Here is a 21,330-nt window from a genome sequence, read left to right as displayed (position 1 = left end):
AAGAGCCCATTGATGAAGCGTGAATTAGATGACCGAGACGCCGAATATATTGTGGTTGGGGCCGGATCGGCAGGATCGATTGTCGCATCCCGCCTGGCCTCTGCGGGGGCCAGCGTCCTGCTCGTCGAGGCCGGTGGGACGGATCGACGACCGGATGTACGCGTGCCTTTCGGCATCATGTCGCTCTTTGCCACGGCGAACTGGCGCTATCCCGTGGTGGCCGACACCAGCAAGAGCGGTTTGGCGAGTGCCTTTGCCGGGGGGCGCATCGTTGGTGGTAGCGGTTCCATCAACGCCATGGTGTTCAACCGTGGGCGCGCCTCGGACTTCGACGCTTGGGCGTCCAGTGGCGCAAGTGGTTGGGCCAGTGCCGATGTGCTGCCGTATTTCAAGGCGATCGAAAACTGGGTCGGTGGGGCCGACGAATATCGCGGTGACTCAGGGCCGGTGAACGTCTCCTGGTGCGGCCATCGTCATGTTCTTGACGATGCGTTCATCGAAGCGGCTGTCGAAGCGGGGCACAGTCGCAACCTTGATCAGAACGGACGCAGGCAACTCGGCGTTGCGCGGTGTCAGGTCAATCAGAAACGGGGTCTTCGTTCTTCGTCAGCCCACGGCTATCTTCGGGGGCAGGAACGAGTTTCGCGGCCACGCCTGATCACGAATACCAGGGTTGCCAGGGTGTTGGTCAAGTCGGGTCGCGCTATCGGGGTCGAATGTGAGGATGGGCGCACCCTATGGGCCCGCCAGGAAGTCATTCTGAGCGCTGGAGCCATCGGCAGTGCGGCACTGCTACTACGGTCTGGTATCGGTCCAGAAGGCTCAGTGCTGAATCTGGCTGGTGTAGGTGAAAACTTTCAGGATCACCTCGTCGTGGCTCAGCACTGGGAGTCGAAGGTGCCCACGATCAACACTCTGGGGCCGATAGATATCGTGAAGGGATTCAATTCCCTTGCCCGGAGTGGAACAGGTCCGCTGACGACAACCCCGTTTGAGGCGCAGCTGTTCACCGAGGATCTCCAAATTGCCATCACCCCAGTCCGATACGAACTTGACCCGATTCGTGGGCGCGCGTCGTTGAAGCGGTCTGACGCGTTCACCGTGTACACGGTGTTGTTGCGTCCTGAAGCGCGGGGCCGCGTGGGCTTGCGTGCCGGACGACCGGCGATCGAATTCGCCAGGCTCAGTTGCGCTGACGATGTGCGCCAGTTGACCGATGGGGTTGCGCTGACCCGTGACCTGATTGAATCGCAGGCCGCGATGCGTGGGCTCGCCGGAGAACGTCTCGACGGTGGCGCGCCGATCGACAAGGCGTGGCTGGCGAAGGCGGAGAGCAGCATCTACCACGCAGTCGGAACCTGCCGAATGGGCACGGACGATGCTTCGGTGGTGGATACAACGCTGCGGGTGAATGGCATCGAACGGCTGAGAGTGGTGGATGCTTCGGTCATGCCGACGCTGACATCAGGCAACACGAACGCTCCGACCATGATGATCGCGCACCGTGCGAGCGATCTGATTCTGTCTGATCACCTGTGAAATCGATGGTCTGATTTTCGGCAGTTGTCAAGATCCCGCTCCCCAGACATGCAGTAGGGGCGGTCATTCTCAGACCACGTTCAACTCGTCGAGGAATACCGCCCCGTAGCCGGTGTCTCCGACTATGTTGATGTCGTAGTCGCGCCAATCCGAACGCTTTGTTGCCCACGAGGGAAAGTCGGAGCTGTCCCCGACGATCTCCACAGCCGGCCGTTCGATTCCTGAAAGTATGCGACCGTCTCGTTGGATCGTCCACGCACCTCCGCCCGGCCCGGTAAGACGCAGGCCCACAGGGCGACTCAGCCACTCCGGGCGTCCTGATCGGAGTTGATTCCCCAGCACCGCCAGCATCCAGTCGATCACGACGGCCATCCGGCGGGGAGCAGGAGGGGAAGGTGACAGACCCAGTGCAGGCGCAAGATCGTGGCGCATATGTGTGTGATGATCGAAAACCATGGCGCCAGTGAGTAATAGCCCTACGGGAAAGCGACCGAGCTCGGCTAGCGGTACTGGCAATCTGGTCAGGGGCGATTTGGTGACCAGCGTGGCGAGCTGGATGATTCGCGCACTCCACCGCTCGTATTCCGCCACGGTCTCATCGGGCCGCCTCACCCGCCGTGCCCAGACCATCTCGTCGTTGGACTGCTCGATATCTTTGCTCAGTAACAGTTTCAGAGATTCGGTGGTGAAGATCGCATGGCACCCGGCTCCGATGTGACTGACCACATCCTGAACAGTCCAGCCGGGTGCCATGCTGGGCAACCGCCATTGCGAGTCGCTGAGGGTATGGCACAGGTCGAGAAGCTCGGCGCGCTCAGCACGTAGGGCAACGACGCCGTCCCTGTGAGCTGGGCGCTTCAAGGGGGCAAGGGCCATGGTTTTTACTGCCATCCCACGTGCGAGGGATCAGGCAGATCGGTAATCGGTTGAGAATTCACACAACAACTGTGCGCAGCGCAAGGTGACAAGTCAACAAGTTTCTATGTGAGATTAAAATATCGCATTCGGTTCCGAAATAACCAATGGTGCACTGATATTCGACTGTCGCTACCCGGATGTGATGCCTCGGAGTGGCGCGTCAATCAGGCCGGGTGGCCGTAGACCGCGACCACTACGGTTCGGTCCAAGCTGTTCTCCGACCAGACGCCCATCTGGGTGTTGGCGCAGTTCTGCATTATGGCAAGCGACGCGGGGTCGTAGTACCACTGGTTGATCAACTCGATGCCACTCATCGCGAGTGCCGGGTTGATACCGACCGTCTGCTGCACAACTCCGTGGTAGCCGGCCGCCTCCGCGCGTGACTGGGGTGTGGAGCCATCCGATCCGAGATCGCCGCCCAGCTCGCGGTTGTTGAGCACGTCAATTGCGTGCCATTGCGCAGCCAGCGTCAGTTGCGTGTTCGCCGCCACGTTGTTCTGGCACCCCGCTTGATGCTGCACGGTGTACACGTTGGCAACGACGCTGTTGTTGAAGCGGCGGTTGTCGGCGTGTGCCGGTGCTGCGATAGCGGTCGCGATCGTCGTCGCCAAAACTGCTGTGCGCCCGGCTATCAGGAGTCTCGTGAATGATCTGCGCCGATGGAGCTGATCGAAAGAAAATAGGGTGTGTGGCACAGATCTACTCCGATCCCGGGCGGTAGCCGGCGGCCGACTGTCTCAGCTGCCAAATGGCGGCGGGGCATAGTTCATTGGCGGCCTGGGTAATGAGGTACGACGCTTGGTACTCGTCGGCAGTGCCGAAGTCGCGCTTCACGTCAGCCAGGAGCGACGCGTAGGGATGGCCGGTTTGAATCTTGTCGCACAGTCCGTTGCCGTAGTCCACGGCCGCTTGGGCGTTGGGGAATCCATACCCCGGCCGCACCGTGACGTTGATCAGGTAGGCAACAGTATCGGCTTGCGCGACCCCTGTTGAGCTCAACGTCAGCGCTGCGGCGGCGGTGGCGCCAACCAAAGCTAATGTGGTGCCGGCCCACGTCCGTCCCTGAGACGCTCTGCGCGATGCGCCAGGGGCATGAGTCGGTCCGCCGGGGCGGGATCCTGTTACGGAGATCACGCGTCAACTGTGCGCAATGGATGCGCTCAGGTCAAGCATTTTCTATTTAGAATTAAGTCATTCTTGTGCGATGCAGTGAAGCCCCAGCTTGGGCGAGGCAGTACCGCAGCAGGTCTGGATGCGGGGCTTCTGCGCGAGGGGTATCGAGCAACGGTGGCGACCGCTAAGTGCCATCTAAAGCCGCGGATGGGGGAAAACGCCGGCCGGTCGGAGCTACGGTAACGTCGATCGGCTGATTGTTTCGGCCGTATCATGGTCGGATGCCCAGGCAACGCTCCCGGCCGCCAGTCGACGCCGACGAGTCGATTCTCGGTGAGTCGATTTCAGAATCTAAATCGGCGTTGACACGCTCGAGAATCTTGGATGCAGCTGCACGCGTCCTGTCGGAACATGGCTACGCCGGCTTGCGGCTCACTGACGTGGCGGCCGAGGCAGACCTACAGGCGCCGGCCATTTACTACTACTTCCCGTCCCGCGACGAGCTCATCGAAGAGGTGATGTGGTCGGGTATCGCCGACATGCGATCACATGTCGCCGCAGTCCTGGACGAGGTTCCTGACGGGACTGCCCCAATCGACAAACTTCTGATCGCTGTCGAGGCGCACCTGCGGCATGCACTCGAGATCTCGCACTACACGACTGCTGCGATTCGCAACGCCGGGCAGGTTCCCCAGGATATTCGCAAGCGTCAGGTCCTGGAAGAAGAGCGTTATGGCGAGATTTGGCGCAGATTGATCAACGATGTTGCGCGTGAAGGCGTGCTCCGGCCAGAGCTGGACCTCTACATCGCCCAAATGTTGGTGCTCGGTGCACTGAATTGGGCGGTGGAATGGTGGAATCCGCGGCGCGGCGCGATTGAAACGGTGGTCGCAAACGCCCAGTCAGTGATCCGGCATGGGCTCGCTGACATGTCCGCAAAGTAGCGGCGCCTCAGGCCACCTTCGCGAGATGCCCGGCGGCCGAGGTCAGCAGCACACCGATGGAGTTTTCGAGTTCCTCGGGGTCGATCGCTGCGTGTGAACCCATCGCGCCGGCCAGCCGGCGCGCTCGTACGCCCTCCAGAAGGCTGGCGGCACGCCATTGCGAGAATGCCCTGTAGTAGTCGAGGCCCCCTACTGGAAAGCCCGTCACGTCGCGGTATACGTCGACCATTTCGTCGCGATCGGGAAAGCCCCCGGCGCGGGTCGGCGACGGCATCACGATGGCCGACTCATCAGCAGGACGCCAGTCGTCGAGCAACCACGCGAGGTCGGCGAATGGATCGCCGATGGTGCACAGCTCCCAGTCGAGCACTGCGGTGATGCGCCCCGCGGAAACCAAAAGATTGGACAACCGATAGTCGCCGTGCATGATGACCGCGGGAGACGGTCGCGGAAGCCGCTGTGACAAACCGGCGCACACCGCCTCCCAATCGCGGTCATGTCGGCTGGCGTGGCGCACCCGCTCCCACGCTGCTGATACCCGACGCAACTGGCGAACAAGATATGGACTGGTGGACGTGTCGATACCCAAAATTGAAGCGTCGAGACGGTGCAGACGGCCCAGTGTCTCTGCCACAGAAATACCGAGGACCTGGCGCTGATTGGGGTTCAGTTCCTGGGCGTCCTGTTCGCTTTCTAGGGGTGCGCCGGGTGCTCGCTCCATGACCAGAAAAGGTGAACCGGAGGGACTCACTCCTGTTCCAAGGACTCTGGGCACCGGTACGTCGGTTTCCGCAAGTGCCCCGAGTATCTGGGCTTCGCGTATCACGTCGTGTGCCTTACTGGCGGAGTCGCCTGGCGGTGGCTCACGCATCACCCATTCGCGGCCAGCGTGATCGGTGACGACTGTGGTGATATTCGACTGGCCGATTCCGACCCGCTTGATCATTACCGGGGGCGTGACATCTGCCTGGTTCCGTTCCAGCCACTGTGCAACGGATTCAGGTTGTGTCCACATGCCGCCAGTAGCTGAGGTTGGCGAGGTGTCAGCACCGGTGGATTTCCGCAGGTCCATTGCCATCGACCCTTCTGTCGCTCTGTTCCACTGAAGATCGCGGAGCGCGTCCAACGGCACAAGCCAAGGACCCGCGGTGGTCTGCCACGGCGCAGGCGACGGATCGCCCGCGGTGACCATCCATTATTTATTCTGCATTAGAATACGTGCATGGCAACAGCGGGGTCCGCGCGGGTGCGTGCAAACAAGTCTGCAACGCGTGAGGACTACATGGTTGTCGGTCTGCAGACCTTGGCTGACCAGGGGCATCTTGGCCTCAAGCTCGCCGAAGTGTGTAGCCGCCTAATGGTCACGTCCGGGTCGTTCTATCACTTCTTCGGCAGTTGGGCGCAGTACCGGACGCAAGTGATCGAATATTGGAAGAACGAGGCGACCTTGACGCAACTGCGTCTACTGCGCGGCGAACTCGATCCGTACCGACGCATCGAGCGACTCGTCGAAGTGGCGCTGAGTCTGGATCACACTGCTGAGGGTGCGATCCGTGCCTGGAGCCGGGTCGATCCTGACGTGCATGCGGTGCAGGCGGAAGTAGATGAGCTACGCCGACAGGTGGTATTTGACTCCGCGCTCCAGATCGCTAACGACGAGCCGCGTGCCAGCCGATTCGCCGATGCGGCGTTGTACCTGCTCATCGGCTACGAGCAGGCCGCCCTTGCGCCTGATCTTGACGGGCTGGAGGCGATCTTCCGGGATCTCCTCTCCGTTCTGGAAGGCCAACCGCAGTGACGCGCCACCTGGCCACGGCCGGGCAACGCCGCGGCCGACGCGGCGAAAACCGATGAAGGAGATGCAGCTGTGAAACTAGGTATGCCCTTGCGCTACTACGGAAGTGAGTTTGCCGCAGTCGTTGACCGACTCCCCGAGTTCGAACAGGTGGGTCTGGATCGGGTCATGATTGCCGAGGCCTACAGTGTGGATGCGGTCAGCCAGATGGGATATGTGGCTGCCAAGACGTGCCGCGCCGAGCTGGCCTTCGGTGTGTTGCCGATGTTTTCCCGGACGCCTACCAACCTGGCGATGACGGCCGCCGGAATCGACTACGTGAGTGGTGGTCGGTGCATCCTTGGTATCGGTGCGTCGGGCCCACAAGTCATCGAAGGTTTCCACGGGGTCAAATACGACGCACCTATCGAACGTGCACGCGAACACGTGGCCATCTGCCGCAAGATCTGGCGGCGGGAGGCCAGCGAATACCGCGGAAAGCACTACACGTTGCCGCTGGACGTCGATTCTGGTGGGTCGGGACTCGGGAAGCCGCTGAAGATCATCGGGACACCTGTGCGGGCCCGGATTCCGATGGCGCTGGCCGCGATAGGACCCGAGAATGTTGAGTTGGCCGCTGAGATCTTCGATGAGTGGCAACCCATTCTGTTTCATCCCGAACGAGCCGATCGCGCGTTCGGAGACGCGCTGCGGGCAGGAAAAGCTCGCCGCGACGGTGAACTCGATGATCTAGGCATCAGCGTGCAATGCCCGCTGCTGATCTCGGACGACTCCGACCGCGTGACAAGTGCATTGAACGCCGTCCGCGCGAATGTGGCGCTGTATGTGGGCGGCATGGGTGCCGCCGGTAAGAACTACTACAACGCTCTCTTCGCTCGGTATGGTTACCCGCAGCAGGCGCGCCAGATCCAAGACCTCTTTCTTGGTGGTGCGAAATCCGCCGCAGCCGAGGCTGTTCCGGAGGAATTCGCACGGGCGATCTCGCTGATCGGCAGTCGTGCCGAGGTGGGGGATCGGCTAGCTGCGCTCAAGGATGCGGGTGTCACTTGCGTGCTCGCCGATGCCGTTGCCTCCTCACACGCCGAGCGAATCGATGCGATGGCTACGGTGAAGGGTTTCATAATTTGACGCTGCAGCAAAAGCGCCATCTCGTAGTTGTTTATCTTAATTTTGATTAAAGTCCTCCTGTGGGCGCGGTGCGTGGGCCGGCCCAAGTGTCGGTGGACCCGAAGCCGGACCGGAGGAGAAACGTGACAGTCACCATCAACCCAAGCGCGAGCGAACGCATCGCCACTGACCGCGCCGACTATCGACTTCTTCGTGTTGCGTTGTGGACAGTTGTTATCTATGCCGGGCTAGGACTATTGGGATTCGCTGTGTTCGCGGGTTTCTGGCCACCGCCCGGCGAGGACCTCGATGCGGCGGGTATTGCCGCATACTTCCGTGAGCACGAGACGTCGATCCGAATCGGCATGGTGCTGATGGCGGTGGGTGCTCCGTGCTATTACACCTGGAGCATCGCGCTGTCGAAGATCGTCAGCCGCATGGAGGGGCCGATGGGCCCCCTGTCCATGACGGAGTTGATCGGTGGCCTGATGACCGGTGTGGTTACCGTCGTTCCGGCAATTGTCTGGCAGACCGCCGCATTTCGGTCCGAAGCACGCTCGGCGGAGAGCATCCAGACGTTGTACGACTTGGGGTGGTTGTTCTTCGATCTGACATGGATGTTCTCGTTCTTGCAGAGCGTGGCATTGGGAATTGCGATCTTGAAAGACCGACGCGCCGAACCGCTGTTTCCTCGCTGGGTGGGCTACGTCTGTTTCCTGACCGCGGCTGTATACATCCCTCTCGTCTTCGTCCCGTTTGCGCGCACCGGTCCGTTCGCTTGGCATGGCGTACTCAACTTCTGGGCCGTGTTCGTGATGTTCTTTGTTCTCATCGCGGTCTTGACGCCGTTCGCGTTCCGCGCCTTGCGTCGTCTAGAGGTGGAGTAGCGCCGTGAACAAGATTGCCTTTGAGGTGAGCAGATTGTCTTGCTCGGCAAGATAATTCAGATAAGTTGATCGGAGAGTGCTTGTGGATCCCAGCCCTGACTACGACGCAAGTGACGAACTCGAATACTTCTTCAATTGGTTGCCGTGGGCGCTTCGCGGTACGTATCCGCCGCCGGCATATCCGCCGATCTAGTTGACATCGGAGTCATTGCAGGTGCCCGACGAGCGTCAGGTGTGCTGTTCTAGAAGGAGATTGACCAATTAGTGTTGCCGTGCGATTGCTGCGTGCGTTCTTCGTAACCGCGTTGAGTCTCTGCATGTGGTCGGCCGCTCAGGCGAAAGCCGACACCGTCGAGATGCTGACGGTGCCGTCTGCGGCGATGGGCCGGGACATCCCGGTGGCATTCCAGGCTGGCGGTCCGCATGCGGTGTACCTGCTGGATGCGTTCAACGCGGGTCCGGATGTAAGCAACTGGGTGGGTGCGGGTGCATTCAGCACGCTGGCGGGTAAAGGCCTCGCGGTGGCTGCCCCGGCCGGCGGCGCGTTCAGCATGTACACCAACTGGGAGCAGGACGGCAGCAAGCAGTGGGAGACCTTCTTGTCCCAGGAGTTGCCGGACTGGCTGGCGTCCAACAAGGGCCTGGCTCCGACCGGTCATGGCGTCGTCGGCGCGGCACAGGGTGGCACTGCGGCGCTGACGCTGGCGGAATTTCACCCTGACCGGTTCCGGTATGCCGGGTCTATGTCGGGTTTCTTGACTGTCGGCAACACCTTCCTCAATGGCGCGATTACCGCAGGTATGGCGCAATTCGGCGGGGTCGACACCCAGGGCATGTGGGGTCCTGCGCAGTTCGGTCGGTGGAAGTGGCACGATCCGGACGCCCACGTGCAGCTGTTGGTGGACAACAACACCCGGCTGTGGGTGTTCAGCCCACAGACCCTGACCTGCAGTGACCCGCCTGCGATGATCGGTTACTGCGATCAGGCGCAGGGCAGCAACCGGAGCTTCTATACCCACTATCGCGCAGTCGGTGGGCGCAACGGGCACTTCGACTTCCCGACCGGCGGCCAGCACGACTGGAACAGCTGGGGTCCGCAATTAGGCGCGATGTCAGGTGACCTCGCGGCCGCCATCAGATAGTTGTCGACTGGAGGAGTAACCATGGCCCGCGTTCTAGCTCTGTCTTTAGCTGCGTCAGCGTGCCTGATCGCCCTGGCGTTTGCGGCTCCTGCCGACGCCCAACCTGGGGATTCGCCGTGCGCTGCTGCGGTCTCGTTGATTTGTCATTTCATCCCAATGGCGCCCGATCTCGACGGCGACGTCGATCTCACCTCTGATCAGCTGGCAGGATCCCCTCCGATGTCGGGGCCGATGGGTGCACTGCCTGTCGATCCCTGTGCGAGCGGCTGCATCTAAGGCGTGCACCTCGAATACGTAAGGACCAGAGAGGATTTCGTATGGGCGTGCAAATCGATGTGACGGGGCTGAGCAAATCTTTTGGGTCTTCGAAGATTTGGGAAGACGTCACGATGTCGATTACCGCTGGCGAGGTCAGCGTGTTGCTGGGCCCGTCGGGTACCGGCAAGTCAGTGTTCCTGAAGTCTCTGATCGGCCTGCTGCGCCCCGAGCGCGGCTCGATCGTCATCGACGGCACCAACATCCTGGAGTGCTCGGCCAAGGAGCTCTACGAGATCCGCACCCTGTTCGGTGTGCTGTTCCAGGACGGCGCGCTGTTCGGCTCGATGAACATCTATGACAACACCGCCTTCCCGTTGCGCGAGCACACGAAGAAGAGCGAGAGCGAAATCCGCAACATCGTGATGGAGAAGCTCGAGCTCGTCGGTATGCCGAACGACGGCCACAAGTTCCCCGGTGAGATTTCCGGCGGTATGCGCAAGCGTGCCGGCCTGGCCCGCGCTCTGGTGCTCGACCCGCAGATCATCCTGTGCGACGAGCCGGACTCCGGTCTGGACCCGGTGCGTACCGCGTATCTGTCCCAGCTGCTGATCGACATCAATGCGCAGATCGACGCGACGGTGCTGATCGTGACGCACAACATCAACATCGCCCGTACCGTGCCCGACAACATCGGCATGCTGTTCCGTAAGCAGCTGGTCATGTTCGGCCCCCGCGAGGTGCTGTTGACCAGCGAGGAGCCCGTCGTCAAGCAGTTCCTCAACGGTCGCCGTATCGGCCCGATCGGTATGTCGGAGGAGAAGGACGAGGCGACCGCGGCCGCCGAGCAGGCCATGCTCGATGCCGGTCAGCATGACGGTGGTGTCGAGGAGATCGAGGGTGTGCCGCCGCAGCTGTCGGCCACTCCCGGTATGCCCGAGCGTAAGGGTGTGGCCCGCCGCCAGGCTCGGGTGCGCGAGATCCTGCACACCCTGCCGCCGGCTGCACAGGCCGCGATCCTCGATGACCTTGAGGGCACGCACAAACTGCCGGTGCACGAGTTCGGCGACGAGCCCACCGCGCGCCACCACCGCCCGGTCGAGGACGACGCCCCAACCGGAGCCATTGCCTGACGACGCCGACCATGACCGATGCCAAGACCTTTGAGGTGAGTGATGAATCGAGCTGAAGAGTCGGCGTTCGTGTGGGCGCTCATGGATTCGGCAAATCCGTTCCTCAGCAAGACTGCACGTACATGGCTCTGCGTGCGAATCGGCGCGGGAGAATTGGAAAGCGCCATCAAGCAGCTTCTCCGAGGGTTCGTAGCGAGCGAAACTGCATTGCCGGCCAATCTCATGGAGTCGCTGGCGGCGTGGATAAGCGGATTCGCGGGGAGTGAGGGCGAGGCGGACCTTCGCGAACTCATGTGCGGGATCAATATGTCGCCGCCGCCGAGTCATCTCGCGGACCCTGGTCCGGTGCGGTTGAAGGCCGTGCGACTCGTTCCCCGACGCAGCGCGAGGGCGGCTGGAAGAGAGCTGCAGGCCGTGCAGTCCTAGGAATCCTCCGGTACTGCGACTGCGGCATTGTGTCCCCATCGTGCAACGAATGTCCCGGTGAGACTGTTTCCGTCGAGCTCGCTTCGGGCGGCAGGTACGCGGTCCGCTCTTGATAGAAATCAAGCTGCGGTCGGACGCGTAGTCGAGTGTCGTCCACCGAACCAGCCGCCGGGAGTTGAAGGCATAATTACTCGTATCTAAACCGACGGCTGCACGGTCAGCTCCCGGCCCGCGAGCGGCTAAGTTCATCGGCGGACAGCCACTCGCTATCTATATTGTTCCGATTCGAGTGCGCGAGTGCAGTCTCAGACCCAGTTAATGAGACAACCGTCTCGTTCTAGGATCCGCCACCGAAACGAGATAAATTTGTCTGCCATCTCGATGAGAAAATAGCATGCTAGCAGGTAGATGGACCGCCGTCCGCCACGGACTTTGAGAACCTACACCGGAAAACGCTTGTGTACCACCACCAACCACAATCCCATTCGAATACTGACAAAGATTGGCAAGTGACGGGACCAACTGGAACTGCGGTCCGCGAAACTGCCTGGTTGGTGCCATTGCCGTGCGTCCGCATGTAGGTCGCGGATGGGTGAGCGAGGAAGATGGTTCTGAGCTTGCCGATGCCTTCTCGTGGCTCGCTTGCTCGAGGTGTCCGAGGGGACTGTCTTGCGACGTTCTTGCTGCATCTTCTTGGTGTGTGTTTCAAGAACTCGATCGGCGATTGCCTGTGGGAATCGGCGTAAGTCGGCTGGCGCCCGAATCGAATCGATGGCGGGCGCCTGATTAGCTGGTCCGACGTTGCGGGTGGCCGGGACGTGGGAAGCGGGGGTGGCTGGAGCCGTCCGCCACCAGAATGGCCGGATCCTTGCGATATTAGGCAGAATGGCCACTGTTCATGCGAGAGCTAGTAGGCCAGTGTCAGTCAGTGATGGAGAAACAGCACCGTATTGCAGTTGTGGCCCTCGACGGTGTCACGGCGTTGGACATTGCGATTCCGGTCGATGTATTCACAGTTGATTCTGATGTCCCGTATGACTTGAAACTCTGCGGGATATCGGATCGCGTCAGTACTGCATCGGGCCTGGTCTTGGCGGTCGGCCACGGACTTGATGCAGTGGGCGAGGCCGATACCGTGATCGTCCCGGGGTATCAGCCGGTGGATCGGCCCGTCCCTGCCTTAGTTCTCGACGCTCTAGCGGCGAGTGTGGCGCGAGGTGCCAGGGTGGCGTCAATTTGCACTGGGGCGTTTGCTTTGGCCGCAGCTGGCGTCCTCGACGGTAAACGAGCCACCACGCATTGGCAGCATCTTGGGGAATTCGAGGCGTTGTTTCCATCGGTGCAAATCGACCGGGATGTCCTCTATGTCGACAACGGTGATGTCCTTACTTCTGCCGGAATGTGCTGCGGCATCGACATGTGCTTGTACATGGTGATGCGGGATCTTGGTGCCGCGGCCGCGAATCGGGTAGCGCGTGCATTGGTCGCCCCGCCCCATCGCGATGGGGGGCAGGCGCAGTATGTTCCCGCTGCGGTTGCGATTGTCGGGGATACGTCGTTGGCTGCCACTCGGGCCTGGGTATTGGGCCGCCTCGCCGAGACAATCACTGTTGCAGACATGGCCCAGCACGCCAGGATGTCGGTGCGAACCTTTATGCGTCGTTTCACCGACGAGACAGGAACGACTCCGTTGCAGTGGCTGGTCAACGCACGCGTAACCGCTGCACGCGAACTACTTGAAACCACAGACTATTCGATCGACCGGGTGGCTCAGGAATCCGGCTTGGGGTCGGCTGCCAATCTGCGCCTCCATTTCCGCCGCAGCCTGGCCACAACGCCAACCGCGTACCGTCAAGCTTTCTCGTGTGACTACGCCACAGCTACTGCCGTCTGAAGGGTCGAACCTAGCGATCCAAAAGTTGATCCGATTGGAGCGCCATGCGACAGACCTTTCGTGTGGCGTCTTGTCGGTTGATTCCACCGCTGCCTGCTTCCTCGACGCTCGAAACCGGCGCGGAAGGCGGTGTCTCTGTTAGCTGTTCAAAGAGTTTCGCAGCTGGCGCATGTATTGGAACAGGTATCGACACCTACAGACTGCCTTCCGTATCCCGTGTCGACCGGCTGTGAGGCAATTGCTCCGTATACCTCGCTGGAGATTGCGCAGCGTCGCGCGCGCCCCGAAACCCGTACCACCCGCGCCGCTCCACGATCTACGATGAATTCTCTAGCGAACGCGACTCTTTCGGCCAGGCCACGACAGAACACGTCGGCCGTTCGTCTCGCTGGACCAACCGGTCCGCATCAGTCACAACAAAAGGAAAACGCAATGACCATCCACACTGTTGAGGTCCCCGAAGACTCTGAGATCTTCGGCAAGACCGTGAGCGCCTTCGAGAGTTTCGGCTATTCCGCAGCAGTGCGCTCACACGGGCACCTGTTCATTGCCGGCACTATCGGTCGGCGCCCCGACAGCACCATCCCTGAGGGCATTGAGGAACAGACCGAGATCGCCATTGGGAAGCTGCAGGAGATTCTCCGTCTGGAAGGACTCGATCTGTCTGCGCTCGTCGATGTCACCAGCTACCACGTCGACATCCACCAGCACTTGTCCGGCTTTACCAAGGCGAAGTCCCGCCTGATCCAGCCTCCTTACCCGACTTGGTCACTGATCGGGGTCAGCGGGCTCGCTAGCCCCGGACTGCTTGTCGAAATTCGCGCTACCGCAGCATATCCGGAGGGATCCTGACCATCACGCTTCCTGCGCCCGGACGCACGCGTGACCTACCGGCTCGCATCTGGGTTGACGTTCCCACCGGTGAGCCGTAAGGGAGAGCATCGGGCGCATGAGCCCGACATACCCACCAAGCACGTCTCCGGTCCAACCAAACGCCGTCGCAGAGATGGCCCAGCAAGCTCGGATGTCCGTGCTGACCTTCATGTGCCGGTTCACCGACCAGGCCGACTTCGTGCAATGGCTCGTCATCGCACGCACTGTCGCTTTACACGAATTGCTTGAAACCAATTGTCAACAGTTTCCGAAATTTGACCCTCTGCAGGTCTCGTGCACTTGACCCACCGGGACTGTGGATTTAAACGGTGTTTCTGCCCGGACACGCTGAGCGATGCTCGCAGGGGATAGTGCCGTGATGACGCACTGGATGATGTGGCGAAGAGGAAGCCGTCCGATGCGTCGGCCGAAGCGCAAACTGCTGGGGAATTGGTGCGGCTGGCTCAGGAGCAGGGTCTGTCACTGACTGGGGCTGATGGGTTGCTCAAACACCTCAGCAAGACGGTGCTCGAGACCGCGCTGAAGGAGGAGATGACCGAGCATCTCGGCTATGAGAAACATGACCCTGCGGGAGCGGGGACAGGAAATATCCGCCACGGGACCAGGACCAAGACGGTGCTGATCGACACGACCGGCGCGGTGGAACTCGACGTGCCCCGCGACCGGGCGGCGACGTTCGAACCGCAAATCGTCAAGAAACGCCAGCACCGCCTGTCAGGCGTAGATGAGGTCGTGCTGTCGCTGTATGCCAAAGACCCTACTGCCGGTTAGTTTTCGGCACGTTTCGCCGAGATCTACGGCGCCTCGGTGTCCAAGGAGACGCTCAGCGGCGATCACCGACAAAGTGATCGAGGAGAGGAACGACTGGTCGCTGCGGCCCTGGATGAGGTCATGTCGCGATCGACGCGATCGTGGTGAAGGTCCGCGACGGCCAGGTGGCCAACCGGCCGTTCTACGCCGCGATCGGGGTCAGTTTGGCCGGGGACGCGACATTCTCGGATTGTGGGCCGGCAGCGGCGGCGAGGGCGCGAAGTTCTCTGATGAGCTTGCTGACCGACCTGCGCAACCGCGGTGTCAAAGATACGTTCTTCGTGGTCTGCGACGGACTTGGAGCATTACCCGATGTGGTCAACAATGTGTGGCCGCAGGCGCTCGTGCAGACCTGCATTATTCACCTGATATGCAACACTTTTAGGCTGACCTCGCGCAAGTATTGGGATGAGATCAGGGGGATATCAAACCGATCTACACTGCGGTCAACGCTGCTGCGGCCCGCACGGCATTCGATGAGTTGGCTGAGAAGTGGGGACAGCGCTACCCGGCGGTGATCCGCTTGTGGGACAACGCTTGGGCTGAGTTCATCGCGTTCCTGGACTACGACGTGGAGATTCGCCGCGTCATCTGTTCGACGAACGCCATCGAGTCGCTCAACGTCCGCTATCGCCGGGCAATCAAGGCTCATGGCCACTTTCCCTCCGAGCAGGCCGCTCTGAAGTGCCTGTACTTGGTGACTCGCTCCCTGGACCCCACCGGGGTCGGCAGGGCACGATGGATGATGCGGTGGAAGCCGCCGCTCAACGCGTTCGCAATCACCTTCGGTGACCGACTCCCGGCAGCCGAAATCTACTGATGGACACCGCGGAAACACCGTTAAGGGGATAGTCCCCTGCCGAACTACTTGCGGTGCTGTTAGCCTCCAGCGGTCTGTCGTTGTTGCAACGTTGACTAGAGCTCACCTTGCCGACAACTGATCAGAATTCAGTTGCCGTTGACATGACTGGGCAGGCGTGCAGCTTGGCTGGAGGGACCGGGCAGAAGTGGTGGGCGACGATCAGCCACGGGGGCCACGTTTTGGTGGTCGCCGGGTCTAATCACGTCCGCGCTGCCACAGGGGTGTCGCGGTAGGGGGTCAACTTGCGTGACCGAGTATGGGAGCCGAGTCGCGTTGTGCCGCCGAGGGTCAGGACAACCTGCGATGGCTCGTGGGTGAGCGAGTGCCGAATCGACTGGCTGAAACCGAGACTCGACGAGTCCAGCGGATCAAAGCGCCGCTCGCGCAAGGTCGACGAGCCACAGCTGTTGGCGACTTCGACGCCGGCCCCCGATACGCACAGCGCGATCTCGGCCGTGCGCGGGAGTCCGGTTGCACCCGCGATGCTCACGGGATATCTGGGGTGTCCGGCGCTGCAGCGCCAGAGTACGTGCCGGTACGCTCCCCGAGGCGAGTCCGGCGACCAGGGCCGCCGCAACCGCGGCGCATCCAGACAGTCTTGAACTTATCGGGCGCCACCAGTGCGGTACTGGCTGCCTGCAGGTGGGGGACCGCCACCCAAGGCGTGCGCTGGCAGCGCCACGGTGGAGAAGCTGTCCACGACCAGCGCGGTGGCGTCGGCAAAGGGCTTGTCCCACAGCTCTTTGCTGAAGATCTCCACCTCGACGTCACCGCGATATCCCGCATCGTCCACCGCGGCGGTGAGCCCCGCGAGGTCGATGTGACCAGCGCCCATCACCCCGCGGGCCAGCAAGGTATCGGGCGGCAACGGCGTGATCCAGTCGTTGACCTGATAGGACGCGATCCGGCCCTGGGCGCCGGCGCGGGCCACCTGTTCTAGGACCTCGGGGTCCCACCATACGTGGAATGCGTCGACCGCCACACCGACTGCGGCGGCCGGGTGCTCCTCGGCGATGTCGAGGGCCTGACCCAGTGTGGAGATCACGCTGCGGTCGGCCGCGTAGATCGGGTGCAGCGGCTCGATGGCCAGCACCACCTCGGCATCGGCGGCATACCCGGCCAATTCGCCGATTGCATCGCGCACGCGGCTGCGCGCGCCGATGATGTCGGTGCTGCCGGGCGGGAGGCCGCCGGGCACCAGCACCAGCACCGGGACCGATCCCGGCGCGCCGGCGCGTGCTAGTGCGGCGGTCTCGTCGATTGCGCGACGGTTCTCCTCGATCGATTCGCGAAAGCGCTGTGGGTCCTCTGCTGTGAAGAATCCGCCGCGGCACAGACTCGATACGCGTAATCCGGAGTCACGTATCACGTCGCACGCGGTGGACAAGCCGACCTCGGCAACCGGTTCGCGCCACAGTCCGATTGACGGGATACCCGCTGCCACAGTGGTGTTGATCGCCTCACGCAGGTCAGCGTGCTTGATGGTCACCTGGTTCAGCGACAGCCGCGGGTGCACGCTCATGTTATCCGTCCCGTCGCGCCGTTCAAGATGATTGCAACGGTGGTCCCTGGTGAACATCTTCAGCTCCTCGGTAGCAGTGTGCGGTATCCATTTTGGAAGCGCTCACCATGAGAGCATAGGCCCGACGCGGCGGCAGCGATCTCGGCCAGTATCCGAGTTCTGGATGGGCTGCACGGCCGAAATGCACTTGACCGCTCTGCGGCGGGGGCAAATACTGACTTCCGGATCAATTGACCGGCAGCACATTTCGCACAGAGTGGGCTGTCAGAGGCAGCGCCCACAATGCGTCTGTCACGGTATGTCGCCGCGTGCGGACTTGAAGGGCGAGGGCAACGATCCGGCCCTTGAATGCTAGGACTGCACAGGATTGGCTCCGGGGTGCTGTTCCCTTGGATGACTCTGCGCGCGGTAGGCAGAGGCGCCGGTACGCCACAAACAGATCAGGGCGAAGTCATCGGATCAGGTTCTGGAAACAATACGCCCACCGTGTTCAGAGGAGTAGATACGCTGTGCATCAAGATAATTCGCTGAGTTGAGAACCGAACGGGGACCAGCGCAATGAACTGGCTCGGCTGTGAATGGCGTCCACGGGCCAAACTAGGTAGCTATGGCACACAGTACGGCCGCCACTCGTGCTGAATGTAGGCAACGGGGAATGGGCAATCTGGCCGGGCGCCGACCGGCAAGCGCAGCATCACTGCGATATCGATGGATACGTGGAAAGGCGATGAATCACATGTCGATCAAAGTTATGCACCACACAGGCATTGTCGTGTCAGATCTCAGCGCGTCTGTTTCCTTTTATGAAGAACTCGGCTTCGTAGCGGAGGCCGACCAGCCGGCTGAGTTGCTTGGCGAAGTCTGGGTTGACGGTCTTGTCGGACTCGACGGCGTAGCTATGCGTCTGATCTTTATGTCATTGGGCGGCAGTCGTATTGAGCTAATTCAGTATCTCAGCCCCGTGGGCGCTGATAGCGCGACCCTCACGACGAACGACGTCGGAAATCCCCACATAGCTTTGGCGGTGGATGACGTAGAGCGAGAGTACAGGCGGCTGCGTGAGCGCGGCGTTGAGTTTGTCTCGGAGCCGGTATCTGTCTCCGGGGGCGCGTTTTCGGGTCTCGTCGTGGTGTACGGCAAGGACCCTGACGGCAATCTGTTCGAGTTGCTCAGTGATGTTTAGCAACTAACAACAACTGTGATCGTAGATAGGTCGCAAGTCGAAGAAAGGATCGAGAACATGGGACGGGTCGAGGGCAAGGTCGCGCTGATCACGGGTGCTGCGCGGGGCATGGGGCGAAGTCACGCACTGCGCCTGGCTGCTGAAGGCGCCGACATCATCGCAGTGGATGTGTGTGAACAGGTGAGCCCAATGTACAAGGGTGCTACCGAGGAGGATCTCGCGGAGACGGTGAAGTTGGTCGGAGACCTCGATCGGCGGATTGTCGCGGCGAAAGCGGATGTTCGTGATTTCGCGGCTCTGAAGGACGCGGTAGACACGGGGGTGTCCGAGCTGGGCAGGCTCGACATCGTGGTGGCCAATGCCGGAGTCCTGACGATGGGTTGCGCGTGGGAATTGTCAGAAGAAGAATGGGACCAAGTTATTGACGTCAATCTCAAAGGGGCTTGGCAGACGTTGAAAGCCGCTACGCCCCACGTGATCGCGGGCGCTGATGGCGGGTCCATGATCCTTATTACGTCTGAGGCGGGGATGAAGGGAAGGGCCAATATGGCCCACTACTCTTCGTCGAAGTTCGGTGTCGAAGGCCTGGCTCAAGTTTTCGCAAAGGAGCTCGCTCCCTATTCGATCCGTGTCAATACGGTCTGCCCAAGCGCGGTGGCGACGGAGATGACGCAAAACGAGGGACTGTTCAAACTGTTTCGACCGGATCTTGAGAATCCGACGGCTGACGACTGCGAAGGTCCCTTGCGAGATCTCAATCTGCTGCCGAACACTTGGACCGATCCAGCTGAGATCGCGAACGCGGTGTTGTTCTTGGCTTCGGATGAAGCTCGCTACGTTACGGGCCTGTCGTTGCGGGTAGACTCCGGCAGCGTTGTGAAGTAGCCGACTCGGCACCTGCCGGCGGTAGTTGGTGATCCTCGGTAGCCAAGAAGTCGTGGTTGTCGTCACGGGCTCTTCCCGTGCTGCGTCGGTTTCTGTTCCGCAGACATTCCGAGCGGGCAAATTCGGGCAGATTTCAACGATTGCCCGAGCACGGTCTACGCCTGCTCAGCGGCTTGGCGTTCGAACCCGTGGTTAGCAGTGACGTAGTGGGCGGTGAGGTGAGGGCTACGCGCCGAATAGACGGTGCCGCAGCTATGTTCACTGCGGGATGTCGCTCGCCCGCCGCTCAAAGGCGGCTGGCGGCTCCCGGCCGGTCTGCCGCCCCATGACATCCAGAACTCACCCGTAACTACCTGCTCGCTTTTCGACCGGAGCTGACGTTAGTGACATGGTGGTACCTCCTAGCCGACCCCGAAGCGGAGTACCACTGGCATCACGGCTTACGCCCTTGGCTCCACCCGCGGCCGAAACAATTCGCCGAGCCGGTGGTGTTGCCGTGTCCAGTGGGATTTCAAGAGAATTGCCCTGCTGGACAGGCCATCACCCATCCGGTTCTCGGATGTTCTGCACCGACATTGTGGTGTTGAGCACATGGGGTTCAGAGGATTATTTTGATCACACGTCGCAGCTGCAGTCCGACAGATTGTGTCGCGGAGCATATCCACGGAGACTCGTGAAAGGTGAAAAGCCATGACCCAGAACAGGGTTACGGTGGTGACCGGGGCGGCAGAAGGCCTCGGCAGCGCGATCACGGTGCGGCTGGCCGGGGCAGGCCATGACCTAGTGCTGGCGGATCTGGTGTCGAGCAGCAAGACCCCCGAGCTGGTGCGCGCGCACGGGGTCCGTGCACTGGAGGCCGAATGTGACGTCTCATCCGAGCCGGGCGTCGCCACGCTGGCCGACGCGGTCGAGGAGTTCGGTGGAGCGGATGTCCTGGACCACAACGCCGGTGTCTCCCCGTCCTCCTCTTCGAGGACCTCACGTTCGCCGACTGGCGCAGAATCCTGGGAACGAACCAGGAATCGATGTTTCTGACCTGCAAGGCATTCCTGCCGATGATGCGGGAGCGCGGCTGAGGTCGCATCGTCAACATCGCCTCCAACGCCTACATCAACGGTGCTGATCCCATGCTCGCCGTATACGTGTCCAGCAAGGGTGGTGCCATCGGACTGGCCCGCGCGCTGGGCAGTGAGTACGGCGGTTACGGCATCACCGTCAACGCGGCGGACTCCCGGACTGATAGTCAGCGACACCACCATTCGTGCCATCGGCGGCGCCCCCGGCGACGAGGGTGCGGCCAAGTGGGACGACATGCGTGCCCTGCAACCGATCAAACGCAACGGTTCGCCCGATGACATCGTCGGAGCCGTCGCATTTCTGGCGTCGGACGACGCCGGCTACATGACCGCACAAACCATCGTCATCGACGGTGGCCTCGGACGAGTCTAGAGAAAGGCACTTTCTATGTTCCTCGGTTTGCACCACACCGGAATCACCACAACGGATCTCGACCGGCTCAAAGACTTCTACTGCAATCTGCTGGGCTTTGAGGAGCGGGCAGGCGGACAGTGGGAGCAGGGCCGTCCCGACATGGATGCGATCGTGGGCTTTGAGGATTCTGCAGCCCGCTTCGTGATGCTGTGGACCGGAAACACCCACCTCGAACTGTTCGAGTACCACAACCCCGTCGGAAGGCCCAAGGATCCAACGCTCCGCGCGTGCGACCACGGCATTACCCACATCTGTGTCGACGTGGTGGACGTCGACAATGAGTACGAACGGCTGCTGGCCGCGGGCGTCGAGTTCACCACCAAACCGGTGTCGGTGTTCGGTGTCCGGACCACCTACGCAAAAGACCCCGACGGCAACATCCTCGAGTTCCAAGAGATCTTGAACTGGGACGAGATGCGCATCCCGTCGGCGATCCGCTACCGCTTGGCGCACGAGGGCGTCGAGTAGACGTGACCACCACGTTGCCGCTGACCGCCTGGCGGACAAGCGGATCCGAGGCGTTGGCGGAG

22 protein-coding genes and 2 pseudogenes are annotated in these 21,330 nt (G+C 61.4%); 18 read left to right on the top strand and 6 right to left on the bottom strand.

Translation table 11 applies throughout. The features are described from left to right. Positions 1–12 precede the first annotated feature (12 nt). Positions 13–1,539, top strand: coding sequence for a GMC family oxidoreductase (locus A5784_RS11370; protein WP_064944997.1), 1,527 nt, complete (start codon positions 13–15; stop codon positions 1,537–1,539). A gap of 69 nt (positions 1,540–1,608) precedes the next feature. Here the strand turns inward: A5784_RS11370 and A5784_RS11365 are convergent, their stop codons facing one another. From A5784_RS11365 to A5784_RS11355, 3 genes and pseudogenes are all read right to left on the bottom strand, one after another. Then, a complete protein-coding gene (locus tag A5784_RS11365; RefSeq protein ID WP_064945120.1) occupies positions 1,609–2,415 on the bottom strand; it encodes a maleylpyruvate isomerase family mycothiol-dependent enzyme in 807 nt (268 codons plus the stop codon). Positions 2,416–2,627: 212 nt separating this feature from the next. After that, positions 2,628–3,092, bottom strand: a pseudogene (locus tag A5784_RS11360) (CAP domain-containing protein); the annotation flags it as partial. Positions 3,093–3,156: 64 nt separating this feature from the next. Then, positions 3,157–3,489: a DUF732 domain-containing protein gene (locus tag A5784_RS11355; RefSeq protein ID WP_064944996.1), complete on the bottom strand. Its 333-nt coding sequence runs from the start codon at positions 3,487–3,489 to the stop codon at positions 3,157–3,159. Positions 3,490–3,851: 362 nt separating this feature from the next. Here A5784_RS11355 and A5784_RS11350 point away from each other — a divergent pair, with 362 nt between their 5' ends. After that, a complete protein-coding gene (locus tag A5784_RS11350) occupies positions 3,852–4,514 on the top strand; it encodes a TetR/AcrR family transcriptional regulator (RefSeq protein WP_064944995.1) in 663 nt (220 codons plus the stop codon). Positions 4,515–4,521: 7 nt separating this feature from the next. On the opposite strand, the gene A5784_RS11345 is transcribed toward A5784_RS11350, so the two are convergent. Next, the gene (locus tag A5784_RS11345; RefSeq protein ID WP_232006009.1) at positions 4,522–5,592 is read right to left on the bottom strand and encodes a phosphotransferase family protein; all 1,071 of its coding nucleotides are present in this window, start codon (positions 5,590–5,592) and stop codon (positions 4,522–4,524) included. A 144-nt stretch (positions 5,593–5,736) separates the two neighbouring features. Between A5784_RS11345 and A5784_RS11340 the strand changes: the two genes are divergently transcribed. From A5784_RS11340 to A5784_RS39820, 11 genes and pseudogenes are all read left to right on the top strand, one after another. Next, a complete protein-coding gene (locus A5784_RS11340) occupies positions 5,737–6,312 on the top strand; it encodes a TetR/AcrR family transcriptional regulator (RefSeq protein WP_082944775.1) in 576 nt (191 codons plus the stop codon). A 69-nt stretch (positions 6,313–6,381) separates the two neighbouring features. Continuing rightward, on the top strand, positions 6,382–7,437 hold the full coding sequence (locus A5784_RS11335; RefSeq protein ID WP_232006008.1) for an LLM class F420-dependent oxidoreductase: 1,056 nt from the start codon (positions 6,382–6,384) through the stop codon (positions 7,435–7,437). Positions 7,438–7,559: 122 nt separating this feature from the next. After that, a complete protein-coding gene (locus A5784_RS11330) occupies positions 7,560–8,303 on the top strand; it encodes a DUF4386 family protein (protein ID WP_156750502.1) in 744 nt (247 codons plus the stop codon). 76 nt (positions 8,304–8,379) lie between these two features. Further along, positions 8,380–8,496 (top strand): annotated as a pseudogene (locus A5784_RS39120) (CAP domain-containing protein); the annotation flags it as partial. Between the two features lie 124 nt (positions 8,497–8,620). Then, positions 8,621–9,445: an alpha/beta hydrolase-fold protein gene (locus tag A5784_RS11325; RefSeq protein ID WP_064945117.1), complete on the top strand. Its 825-nt coding sequence runs from the start codon at positions 8,621–8,623 to the stop codon at positions 9,443–9,445. A 317-nt stretch (positions 9,446–9,762) separates the two neighbouring features. After that, the gene (locus tag A5784_RS11315) at positions 9,763–10,833 is read left to right on the top strand and encodes an ABC transporter ATP-binding protein (RefSeq protein ID WP_064944990.1); all 1,071 of its coding nucleotides are present in this window, start codon (positions 9,763–9,765) and stop codon (positions 10,831–10,833) included. Between the two features lie 1,357 nt (positions 10,834–12,190). Next, a complete protein-coding gene (locus A5784_RS11305) occupies positions 12,191–13,153 on the top strand; it encodes a GlxA family transcriptional regulator (protein WP_064945116.1) in 963 nt (320 codons plus the stop codon). A gap of 432 nt (positions 13,154–13,585) precedes the next feature. Beyond that, the gene (locus A5784_RS11300) at positions 13,586–14,005 is read left to right on the top strand and encodes a Rid family hydrolase (protein WP_064944988.1); all 420 of its coding nucleotides are present in this window, start codon (positions 13,586–13,588) and stop codon (positions 14,003–14,005) included. A 417-nt stretch (positions 14,006–14,422) separates the two neighbouring features. Continuing rightward, on the top strand, positions 14,423–14,818 hold the full coding sequence (locus A5784_RS39830) for a transposase (protein WP_232006007.1): 396 nt from the start codon (positions 14,423–14,425) through the stop codon (positions 14,816–14,818). Between the two features lie 140 nt (positions 14,819–14,958). Further along, entirely contained in the window at positions 14,959–15,375 is a 417-nt protein-coding gene (locus tag A5784_RS39825) for a transposase (protein WP_353651909.1), read from the top strand. Beyond that, the gene (locus A5784_RS39820) at positions 15,339–15,677 is read left to right on the top strand and encodes a transposase (protein ID WP_353651908.1); all 339 of its coding nucleotides are present in this window, start codon (positions 15,339–15,341) and stop codon (positions 15,675–15,677) included. The genes A5784_RS39825 and A5784_RS39820 overlap by 37 nt, the downstream gene beginning before the upstream one ends. 241 nt (positions 15,678–15,918) lie before the next feature. Here the strand turns inward: A5784_RS39820 and A5784_RS39815 are convergent, their stop codons facing one another. Both A5784_RS39815 and A5784_RS11285 read right to left on the bottom strand, forming a co-directional pair. Next, positions 15,919–16,209: a glycerate kinase gene (locus tag A5784_RS39815; protein WP_064944987.1), complete on the bottom strand. Its 291-nt coding sequence runs from the start codon at positions 16,207–16,209 to the stop codon at positions 15,919–15,921. Between the two features lie 114 nt (positions 16,210–16,323). Continuing rightward, positions 16,324–17,241 (bottom strand): sugar phosphate isomerase/epimerase family protein, encoded by a 918-nt coding sequence (locus A5784_RS11285; protein WP_064944986.1) that lies wholly within the window; start codon positions 17,239–17,241, stop codon positions 16,324–16,326. 736 nt (positions 17,242–17,977) lie between these two features. On the opposite strand from A5784_RS11285, the gene A5784_RS11280 reads away from it, so the two are divergent. From A5784_RS11280 to A5784_RS11265, 5 genes are all read left to right on the top strand, one after another. Next, positions 17,978–18,424, top strand: coding sequence for a VOC family protein (locus A5784_RS11280; protein WP_197514702.1), 447 nt, complete (start codon positions 17,978–17,980; stop codon positions 18,422–18,424). Positions 18,425–18,481: 57 nt separating this feature from the next. After that, on the top strand, positions 18,482–19,309 hold the full coding sequence (locus A5784_RS11275; protein ID WP_064945115.1) for a mycofactocin-coupled SDR family oxidoreductase: 828 nt from the start codon (positions 18,482–18,484) through the stop codon (positions 19,307–19,309). A 690-nt stretch (positions 19,310–19,999) separates the two neighbouring features. Next, positions 20,000–20,344: an SDR family NAD(P)-dependent oxidoreductase gene (locus A5784_RS39620; RefSeq protein ID WP_082944773.1), complete on the top strand. Its 345-nt coding sequence runs from the start codon at positions 20,000–20,002 to the stop codon at positions 20,342–20,344. 153 nt (positions 20,345–20,497) lie between these two features. Next, a complete protein-coding gene (locus A5784_RS39615; RefSeq protein WP_286159422.1) occupies positions 20,498–20,758 on the top strand; it encodes an SDR family oxidoreductase in 261 nt (86 codons plus the stop codon). 15 nt (positions 20,759–20,773) lie between these two features. Further along, complete coding sequence (locus A5784_RS11265) at positions 20,774–21,268, top strand: VOC family protein (RefSeq protein WP_064944984.1); 495 nt, start codon at positions 20,774–20,776, stop codon at positions 21,266–21,268. The last annotated feature ends 62 nt before the right edge of the window (positions 21,269–21,330 follow it).

Source organism: Mycobacterium sp. 852013-50091_SCH5140682, assembly GCF_001665685.1.
In the GTDB taxonomy this organism is placed as follows: Bacteria; Actinomycetota; Actinomycetes; order Mycobacteriales; family Mycobacteriaceae; genus Mycobacterium.
Note: the sequence above shows the minus strand (reverse complement) of the source record. Positions and strands in the feature narration are given on the sequence as shown.